We start from the raw sequence: 9,766 nt of genomic DNA on the forward strand, positions 1-9,766 counted from the left end.
ATTGTATCTGTCTTTCCCTTCTATTCTTTCAGTTATACGGTTCAAGAGAATAAAGTAACAGTTCAGGACAGCGGAAAAATGAGTGCAAAGGCGGCGCCAAGCTTGCTTATAAGTCCGTTTTTGCACCTATTTTCACATCAGATGTCCTAAACAATTACAGAATAAAAATGGAAAATAAAAAACCCATGGACATCCACCAACAGGCTGTGTCACATAGGTACGTTCTAAGGCATGTCCAAACATTGCTGTCAGACACGCCGCCACTCTATATGGTCATCTGTCATGGATAAAGGTACAAAAACAATGCCCGTATCCACAATGGGACCGCAGCCTGCTTTGTACACCATAGATTCATTATCTTCCACAAACAGACACAATTAACAAAAAAACGCCTCGCTTTCAAACTCTTTATGGTACAGATAATATCAGATCATGGCAAAAAGGTCAAGCAGTAATTTCTTCCAGACAAATTTCCGTTCCAACCCCCACTTCCTCCACCAAAAGCCGCTCCATCATCCTGGCCTTTGCCTTTAGGGACACGCAGTGGCAGGGATACACGGTTCCCACCCGTGCCTTTTTCATGAATTCAATGGTCTTATCCAGCCGGTTATCCACATCAAAGAGATGAAATCCGCCCAGTATCCCCACAATCCTGGATTCTCTGCACACGTTCCTTGCGTAATCCACAATATTGCATACCCCGCTGTGGGAACACCCTGTGACAATAAACAGCCCGTCCTTCAGCCTGCACACCAGGGCCGAATCATCCTCCAGCCGGTCCCCCTGCCATCCATTCGCGCACCTGCGCAATCCGATCTCGTCCCGGCCCTCAAATTCAAGCTTCCTGGGTATCTGTCCCAGGAACACGCAGTCCTGGCCGCCTTCTGACAGATCCCATGGCCGAACGGCAGGTATGTATTGAAACCTGTTCTCAATATCCCCAAGGGAGACGGGAGCACCCACCGGCTCATGTTCCACTGCCTTGGCCTCAAAGCACCCCGGATGGGCCACCAGCCGTACCCAGGGCGGAAGGTCTGATTTCAACAAATAAGCCAGTCCGCCTGTGTGGTCATTATGGCCATGGGACAGCACAATATGGGTCAGGCTTCTCAGATCGATATCCATGGCTTTGGCGTTTGCAAGGAACACATCCGAGTATCCCGTATCAAACAGGATCCGTTTCCCATTCATCTCAATATAATAGCAAACAGCTGGTTCCCCCACATAATAGCGGTCAATGAGCGTGTTATTATCCACTACGATCCGTATCTTCAATCTGCATCCTCCACTTTCGGATATTACACTTTATTCCATCCGGATTTCTCCATACACATCCTATTTTACATCAGAACCGTGACTCCCTCCTGATGCTCCAGCACCTGTCTCATCACCTCCAGGAATCCCGCCGCATGGGCAGGGCTCCGGCCCTTTTTTATCAGATAATAGATCACAGACTCCGGCGGACCGTCTTCCATCTCATACAGGTTCAGCCCCCCTCTGTCCTTTGCCTGATCCGTCAGGATCCTGGCAATGTACTCCGGAACAATGACCCAGCATTCTTTTTCGCGGAGAAAATACTCCATCAGTGACATCTGGTCCAGCATCACCCTGGGGCGCACGCGGGGACCAAACCAGTAATCATGCCACAAGTCATATTCAGGATCCCAGGGAAGCCGTATCTCTTTTTTTGGATCAAGGCTTAGGGGACCGGGACTGTGCTCAAAGCTCTGCCGGGTTGCCAACACCATTTTTCCCTTAAATGCAGGCACTGTCTCCACAGTGTGTGAAAACATATCATCGGAGATCAGGGCCAGATCCATCTCCCCGCTCTCCACATAACCGTAACTCTCCAGGGAATGACAGTGATGAAAATTCAGGGAGCAGTCCGGTCTCAGCTCCATAAAGCGCTCCAACACGTTTGGAAGCAGGTATGTGCTCACACTTCCCACGGATGCGATATGAAAGGTCCTGCTCCGGTCCGGATTGCCCAGTTCCCTGCTTTCATTCCAAACTGTTTTCCATTTTTCAGCAAGGGAAATAAACGCCTTTCCCTGGGATGTAAGTTCTATGCTCCTCACTCCCTTTTTGCGGACCATAAGACTGTACCCCAGCTCCTGCTCCAGGGCATGGATGCGGCGGCTGAGGGCCGGCTGGGTCACATAGAGCTTCTGGGCTGCCGCCGAAATACTTCCGGTCCTTACAATAGCTAAAAAAGCCTCGATCTCCAGTTCTGTCATCCCAACCTCCTAGTTTATGGTTAAAATATAAATACTTGTTTATATTTTAACCACAAATTAGGCATTTTACAATCATTCATTTTCCTTTTATCCTTAAAGAAAGGAAAATAACTGGTGAAAGGAATCATTTCCATGAAGAATCTGACCTCAGGTAACATTCAAAGACAGCTGGTTTCACTTGCGCTTCCCCTTATTATGGGAAATATCCTGCAGCAGTTTTACAACACCATTGATGCCCTGGTAGTGGGACGATATGCGGGTCCGGCTGCCTTTGCAGCCATCGGAGTGTCCGGTACCGTGATGAATCTGTTTGTGTTTGTCATCAATGGATTCTGCACCGGCATATCCATTATCCTTGCCCAGTTTTACGGATGCGGGGATCAGAGGAGTTTCCGAAGGGAGTATTTTACCTCCCTTGTATCCGGAGCAGCGTTTACAGCTGCCCTCAGCCTGTCCGGCATCCTGCTTCTTTCCCCCATACTCCGCATGATCCGTACTCCCGGCGAAGTGGCCGCGCTGGCCCGTACATACCTGATGGTCATATTCGGCGGGCTGGCCGCCACATTTCTCTATAATTTCTGCAGTGCGGTGCTCCGCGCGGCAGGCGATACCAAGGCCGCCCTCCTGTTTCTGGCAATTGCAGTCTGCTCCAACCTGGCACTGGATCTGCTGTTTGTGGCAGTACTTGGCACAGGGATTCCCGGTGCTGCCTGGGCCACCATCCTGTCCCAGGGTATTTCCGTGGTCCTCTGCCTTCTCTATATAAAGTGCAAAGCCCCGGGCCTGATGTTCTGCCGTGAGGATGCCGCCGTGGACCCGTCACTTCTCAAACGGACATGGGCCTACTGCTCCGTGACGGCCATCCACCAGTCCAGTGTTTATATCGGAAAAATGCTGGTACAGGGTTCTGTCAATACCCTGGGCACTGATGTGATCGCTGCCTATACTGCCGCAGGAAGGATCGAGGGATTTGCCAATTCCTTTGGCGACAGCGGTTCTGCCTCTGTCTCGGTATTCATTGCCCAGAATATAGGGAACAGGGACAAAGGAAGGGCCAGAAAGGGATTTCTAACCGGCGTTTCCATGCTGTCAGGCATGGGCGTACTCTGCTCCCTTATCATGTATCTCACTGCATCCTTGGCCATGTCCTTTATGCTGGGTACGGGTCAGGGAACAGCGTTCTCAGAGGGGACCGGCTATTTAAAAGTCATCTCCTGCTTTTATGTCCTTTGTTTTATAGGCAATGGCCTGGTGGGATACTTTGAGGGGAACGGACGGGTCACGGTCCCCATCATCGGAGCCACCATGCACATCACCCTGAGAGTTATCCTTTCATGGCTGTTTGTCCGATCCGCCGGGTTAAACGCCGTGGCCCTGGCCACCGGCATCGGATGGCTGCTGGCAGTTTCCCTGTGGTGGGCCGTCTATCTGGTATCTCCCGGCCCCGCCCGCCGCTAAGGGGTTTTAATCCACCAGCTTATCCAGCTCTTTTACATGCTCCGTCTCATTGGAGTTTTTGTGTTTTGCCTTGGAAGCGTATAGATTGACCGCTGCCTGGGATTTCTTAATGGGCTGCATGGTTCCTGCCCCTGCCACGCATCCGCCCGGACAGGCCATGCCTTCCAGCAGGTATCCGTTGTATTTCCCCGCCTTAGCCATGGTCAGAAGTTTCCTGCACTCTTTTAAACCCTCTGCGTTGGCAATCTTGATCTCCCTGTCCGGAAAACGCTTATGGATCACATCCACCACGGATCTGGCCACACCGCCGGACACGGCAAAGTTACGTCCATCCATAGACGCATCGTTAACGCCGTCCGGATCCTCCTCCATTTTTTCCACTTCCAAATGCTTAGCGTCAAATATTCCGGTCATTTCCTCAAATGTCAGGACAAAGTCCACATCGCTTCGTATATCCGTCCTCATGGCCTCCAGCTTTTTAGCCGCACACGGGCCAATAAAAACCACCTTTGCATTTTTGTGGTGGCGCTTGATCAGCCGCGCGGTCAGGGTCATGGGGGTCAGCGCCATGGAAATACAGTCCGCCTGTTCAGGGAACAGCTTCTTTGCCATCATGGACCAGGCAGGGCAGCAGGATGTAGCCATAAATGGCAGCTTTTCCGGTACCTCCTGCATAAAATCAATGGCTTCCTGGGTGGCACACAGGTCAGCCCCCACCGCCACCTCAAAAACGTCCGCAAACCCAAGGGCCTTCATGGCTGCACGCAGCTTTCCCGGCGTTACCTTTGGGCCAAACTGTCCCACAAATGCAGGCGCCACCGCAGCATACACGCGCTCTCCCGACTGGATGGCCCGGATCACCTGGAATATCTGGGACTTATCCGCAATGGCTCCAAAGGGGCAGTTTACAAGGCACATACCGCAGGATACGCATTTATCATAATCAATGTCCGCCTTACCGTTTTCATCTGAATGGATACAGTCCATTCCGCAGGCAGCCGCACATGGCCGTTCCTGCACGATAACGGCATGGTAGGAGCACACCTCAGCGCACCGGCCGCACCTGATGCATTTATCCTGGTCAATATGGGAACGGCCATTGGAACGGTCAATACTAACCGCATCCTTTGGACATACCTCCACGCAGGGGTGGGCCAGGCAGCCCTGGCAGCCGTCTGTCACAACCACCCGCTTCTCATGGCAGGCATTGCAGGCAAACTTGATCACATTGATCAGCGGCGGGGTATAGTATGTCTCAGACTGGTCCGCCGCTCCGATATTATCCGATATCGGAGCAGACTCGGCCGCGCTGCGGTAGGGGAGTCCCATGGCCAGCCTCAGCCTTTCCCCCACAATGGCACGCTCCAAAAAAACATCATTGCGGAATTTTCCCACCTCCCCCGGTATGATCTTATAGGGAAGTTCTTCAATCCTCTTGTCCACCGGCCACTCCGTATGGTAAGCCATACGCGCCACTTCCGTGAATATCCTGTGTCTGATTTCCTGTATACGTGTCTCTACGCCTCTCATGCGCGCCTCCTTATGATATCTATCGGTCCTACCCTCAGTGGACAATGGCACATACGCCCCGGAATCACAAATCTGTGGTGCAAAACCGTGCGTCCCCTTGTCCACTGAGGGTATGGTTTCCCGTACTATTATATCCTCATTCACACATCTCAGTAATACAGTACCGATTATATATGATAAGAAAGCAATTGCAAGCAAATTAACTGCTTTTTAACCATTGTTTCCAATTTAAAGCATTGGCACACCTGTGATTCCCCTAAACGGGCTTCACAGGCAAAAGCTCAATGTATCCCCTGGTCCCCACAGGCTCCAGCTGAATGCGCGGATTATCCTTATCCCACTGATAACCAATCACCGATGGGTCATATTTTTTAATCCCTTCCTGGACCTGCTCAATTGCCTGACAGTAATCCTCCTCAGCAAAAGGCTCCCCCTGGAACATAAGATACCTGCAGGCGGGAAGCGCCATCACGTCAAATCCCTCCGGGATCTCGCCCTCATAGTCCGCGGGGACCTCAACCCCCTGGACATAGGGTGAGGTTCCCGGCTTTATGAAGCGCCTGGGCAGCCACATACATACCGGCTCCCCGCACAGGGATCGGATACTGGTAAGCAATCCCCATACATCGCATCCCACTTCCTGGCAATAAGAGAAATATTCCTCTGCTTTGATCCCCCTTTTGATCAGGGCCTTGCGCTCCGGTTTCTCCATCACCTGAATAAACACATTTTTTACCTGTTCCATGTTTTTCTCCCTTCTGATATGCCGGTACTTGACTCCATACGGTGTAAAAAGGCTGATGGGAACAGGGTTCACTGCATACTTGCCCGGATTGCAGCCAAACTCCTTAAAGAATGCCCGCTGGTATCCGTCCACACTGCCAAACCCCATTTCAAATGCAGTGTCCGTCACCCTGGCCCTCCCATCTCTGAGCTGCATGGCGGACCGTGACAGCCTGAACCTGCGGATGTAATCCGATGGCGTCATCCCCACATGCCGCACAAACAGCCGGTAGGAATACCAAGGGGAATACAGGGATACCCTGGCCAGATCCGCCTGAGTGATGCTCTCATTCAAATGTGCCTGGATATAATCCTGCATTCTCTGCACGGCTTCGATCTGTTCCTCCATATCTGCTCTTCACCGCCTTTCGTATATGATTGTACCGGTTATTGCCAAAAGGCACTCGACTTTTTTTGCCAGGCTGAAATTATGGGCAGGACTTTAGATCCAGACAGGTTCCCTGCTTTATGCAATATATAAAACGAGGAATATCCCTGCCATCGATCAATGACCGGGATACCCCATCCTGTAACGCACCCATTTTTTCATAAAATCCAACCGCCTGCCAGCTGGTGACAAAGATGACCCTCTCCATCCCCTCTCCCCTGCACCAGGCAGTCATATGCTCCCACATGCGTCTTCCATATCCCCGTTTTATCACCTGCCTGCCTATGTAAAAATACTCCAGATGAAAAACATTCTCCTCAGGCATACCGCCCCAGAAGGCTGTGATCTCCCCATGTTCCCTGACACAAAAAACAGGGTACCTGGCTATAAATTCCCCGGTAATGTTAAACGTCCTGTCAAATGTATCCATAAATGCCTTATCATATCCCCAGTGGGCCTCTGATTCCCTGGCAATTATCCTCAGCCTGTCCGTCTCTTTCATCACAGCAGGTTCAAAAACCATATATCCCCCTCCTATTCCCCATCATATCTGCCCTTATATTCCGTCCTGGCTATAGCAGTATATTTGTTCACCAGCTCGGACTTGTTTTCCGTATAGGCATCCCGGTCGTGTTCATACTGTCTCCACAGCTTCAGCTTTAAGGCCTCATATTCCCCGGCTGCCTCGGGATGTTCCCTCATGTAATCCCTGAAATACAGTTCGTGGTGATCCCCGCTTTTTCTCAGGTGCAGATGAAATACCCTCTCGGCAAACCCCGCTCCGGTATACCCCTTGTTAAAGGACATCCTGCTCTCATTTTTAGACATAAGGGTATAGCCTGCCTGTAAGATTGAGGATCTGAATTCCTCCATCCCTCCTTCCGGCGTCATTTCCACCAGTATATCCACGATCGGTTTTGCCCAGATGGACCTAATGGCCGTACTTCCCACATGGGCGATCCTTGCAGTGCGTTCCATGGGAAGTACACACTCTAACGCCAGCTTTTCTTCCTCAAACCAGCCGGACCACTCATCTTTATGCTCTGTGAGGAAAATGGGAAAAAGTTCCCACAGTTCGTCAAGAGACAGCAAAGACAATTTCCCCTCTGTGCTATTTTCCTCCACACTATTTTCCACTACACTATTTTCCACTACACTATTTTCCACTACACTATTTTCCACTACACTATTTTCCTCTGCCCTATTCCCCATCCTCCCATTCCCCCGGCCTTCCGTCTTCCTCCAGTTTGCGCTCCCATGCCTCCTTGGCATTCTTCATCCTGCGGAAATAAGAACTCATCTCATCCGCCATTCCGGACAAGCGGTTCAATAACGTGGAGAAATCCTTCAGCATCTCATCATCCTTAAAGTACGGGTACACGATATCGTGGTCGATCTCGCTCCAGCCCTCCTCAAACAGGGTCCTTCCCTGGATCTCAACATAATATCCCTTGTACTTGATGATATAGTGGAGGGATCTGTAAATCCCGTCAGATTTTATTTCGATCAGATTATCATCATAGATCCTGGTGTCCCCATTCCTGCGGTAAACCTTAGGGCGTTCCGCAATATAGTAATGTCTGGGATTCTCATCAAAATCGTGGATCCGGTCCACCACATAAAGGTCCGGATCATTTTCAAACACAGTTGTAATATAACTATGGAAATGGATCCAATCCTCCCGGTACAGGAAAAACACACGGATGCCGATCAGGTCCGTCACATATTTGTAGTAATTATCCCTGTTGATCGTCTCGAACCGGTCAAACTGTTCATTTCTTTTGCGTATGATCTTCTCCAGAAGATGTCCCGGATCCTTTGTTCTGTAGCGATAGGAATGGATTCCCGCCTTTTCAATATCATAGAGGTAGTCATACACAAAATCCTTACCTATATTGCGAAGCTTACCCTCGTTTGCCTGATAGTCCTCATAGATAGCTGCCAGTTCCTCCCATGGCATGCCGGCCGCCTGGAAGTCTTCCAGTTCTATATTATATTTTTTTAAAAATGAATCTCTGTCAATGGTCATAAAATCCCCAGTTCTCCTATCTGTATGTAATCGGGCGCATTCTGCTGATGCATCTATAGGCGTTTCCTGCCCATGCTTCCTAACCATGCTTTCTACCCATGCGCTTCCGCCAGCATATCCTGCCCGGTATATTCCTTATGTTTGGTTTGGCGCGCTTAATGTGTTTTCATTACAAACGCCCGCTGATCCACTGCCCTCATGGTGGCCAGTATTCCGTCCAGGTGGTCGTACTCATGCTGGAGCAGTTCCGACATGTCCCCCTCCAGCTTCATGGCACATTCGTTCCACTGTTCATCCCTGTAATGGATAATGCAGCGCCTGCGTCTTCTCACCTTTACCAGCAAATCAGGAAATGACATACAGTCATCCAATACTTCCATTTCCTCCTCATCGGGAAACTCCAGCCATGGATTAATAAAAAGGATCTCTGTATCCAAATGTCTGTATATAACGCGTTTTCTCACTCCGATCTGGGGCGCGGCAATGGCACGTCCCGCTCCATACCGTGTGCGGAAACCTAGCAGTGTATCCCTTAAGTCTTTTTTTAAGGATTTCATCTGTTCCAGTTCTTCCTGTTTTACTTCCTCACAGACCTGATATAAATCCGGATTTCCCAGCAATAAGATTGTTTTTTCCATTGTATCCGCTCCCTTGTTCTCTGTATTCCAGTGCGGCACTGCCTCGTCCGTCCGGCAGCCCCGCAGCCCATATGACGCCATTATAGCATTTATCCTGAAAAAAATCCTCCGTTTTATACACGGAGGACACTGAAAATCTTATCAAATCTGGTTTTTAATTCCATATTCCTTATAAAGCACTTCCCGGAATCCTTTGTCACTTGTTGCCTTGATCAGATCCTCAGTTCTGGAATCTTTTAACAGTCTTTCCGTCAGGGCCGCAAAGTACTCCTCTCCTTCTTGGCGTCCTTCCTTTCGTCCTTCCTTTCGCCCTTCCAACCGTTCCATGGCTTTTTCTTCCCACAGCTGCATATATTTCACCTCAATTCCTTCGTTTCCCTTCACGGACTGTACACGGTCGTGGAGTTTCCTGAGCCTGAGACTGTCCACTGCCGCGGCATTCTCCTTTGTAGAGTGTTCCACATACCGTAAAAACGCCATAAGCTCCGGGGAGATGCGGTCATCCCCCTCTCCCCTGGTATTCAGGAATATCCTCACCGCCCCATCTTCCAGACGCAACGAATCATCCTCCTCGCACCTCATTTTAAATGTGTATCGGCAGAGTCTTTTCCCAAACAGATCAAAGGGCGCTATGGTTATCAGGTACACATTGGCCAGATGGTTAAAATCAATGGTTCCCGGCTCCAGGAGCCCTGCGTCCAGT

10 protein-coding genes are annotated in these 9,766 nt (G+C 50.2%); 1 reads left to right on the top strand and 9 read right to left on the bottom strand.

Annotated elements, in window-relative coordinates; translation table 11 throughout:
- Nucleotides 1-444: 444 nt before the first annotated feature.
- Together HMPREF9469_RS08580 and HMPREF9469_RS08585 are read right to left on the bottom strand one after the other, a co-directional pair.
- Nucleotides 445-1,275: an MBL fold metallo-hydrolase gene (locus tag HMPREF9469_RS08580; protein ID WP_007861009.1), complete on the bottom strand. Its 831-nt coding sequence runs from the start codon at nucleotides 1,273-1,275 to the stop codon at nucleotides 445-447.
- Nucleotides 1,276-1,340: 65 nt separating this feature from the next.
- Complete coding sequence (locus HMPREF9469_RS08585; RefSeq protein WP_007861011.1) at nucleotides 1,341-2,237, bottom strand: LysR family transcriptional regulator; 897 nt, start codon at nucleotides 2,235-2,237, stop codon at nucleotides 1,341-1,343.
- Between the two features lie 114 nt (nucleotides 2,238-2,351).
- On the opposite strand from HMPREF9469_RS08585, the gene HMPREF9469_RS08590 reads away from it, so the two are divergent.
- Nucleotides 2,352-3,695, top strand: coding sequence for an MATE family efflux transporter (locus tag HMPREF9469_RS08590; protein ID WP_227884168.1), 1,344 nt, complete (start codon nucleotides 2,352-2,354; stop codon nucleotides 3,693-3,695).
- A gap of 6 nt (nucleotides 3,696-3,701) precedes the next feature.
- On the opposite strand, the gene HMPREF9469_RS08595 is transcribed toward HMPREF9469_RS08590, so the two are convergent.
- From HMPREF9469_RS08595 to HMPREF9469_RS08625, 7 genes are all read right to left on the bottom strand, one after another.
- The gene (locus HMPREF9469_RS08595; protein WP_007861015.1) at nucleotides 3,702-5,225 is read right to left on the bottom strand and encodes a 4Fe-4S dicluster domain-containing protein; all 1,524 of its coding nucleotides are present in this window, start codon (nucleotides 5,223-5,225) and stop codon (nucleotides 3,702-3,704) included.
- Between the two features lie 256 nt (nucleotides 5,226-5,481).
- Nucleotides 5,482-6,357, bottom strand: coding sequence for a helix-turn-helix transcriptional regulator (locus HMPREF9469_RS08600; RefSeq protein WP_007861017.1), 876 nt, complete (start codon nucleotides 6,355-6,357; stop codon nucleotides 5,482-5,484).
- Between the two features lie 79 nt (nucleotides 6,358-6,436).
- Nucleotides 6,437-6,919: a GNAT family N-acetyltransferase gene (locus tag HMPREF9469_RS32390; RefSeq protein WP_007861019.1), complete on the bottom strand. Its 483-nt coding sequence runs from the start codon at nucleotides 6,917-6,919 to the stop codon at nucleotides 6,437-6,439.
- An 11-nt stretch (nucleotides 6,920-6,930) separates the two neighbouring features.
- Nucleotides 6,931-7,578 carry a GrpB family protein gene (locus tag HMPREF9469_RS32395; protein ID WP_242827898.1) on the bottom strand — a complete coding sequence of 216 codons (648 nt, stop codon included), beginning with the start codon at nucleotides 7,576-7,578 and terminating at the stop codon, nucleotides 6,931-6,933.
- A 19-nt stretch (nucleotides 7,579-7,597) separates the two neighbouring features.
- A complete protein-coding gene (locus tag HMPREF9469_RS08615; protein ID WP_007861023.1) occupies nucleotides 7,598-8,425 on the bottom strand; it encodes a hypothetical protein in 828 nt (275 codons plus the stop codon).
- 155 nt (nucleotides 8,426-8,580) lie between these two features.
- The gene (locus HMPREF9469_RS08620) at nucleotides 8,581-9,063 is read right to left on the bottom strand and encodes a peptide deformylase (RefSeq protein WP_040415778.1); all 483 of its coding nucleotides are present in this window, start codon (nucleotides 9,061-9,063) and stop codon (nucleotides 8,581-8,583) included.
- A 141-nt stretch (nucleotides 9,064-9,204) separates the two neighbouring features.
- Nucleotides 9,205-9,766 (bottom strand): hypothetical protein (locus HMPREF9469_RS08625; protein ID WP_040415781.1); only part of this gene is annotated, 562 nt, incomplete at its 5' end.

It is taken from the genome of [Clostridium] citroniae WAL-17108, from assembly GCF_000233455.1.
In the GTDB taxonomy this organism is placed as follows: Bacteria; Bacillota; Clostridia; order Lachnospirales; family Lachnospiraceae; genus Enterocloster; species Enterocloster citroniae.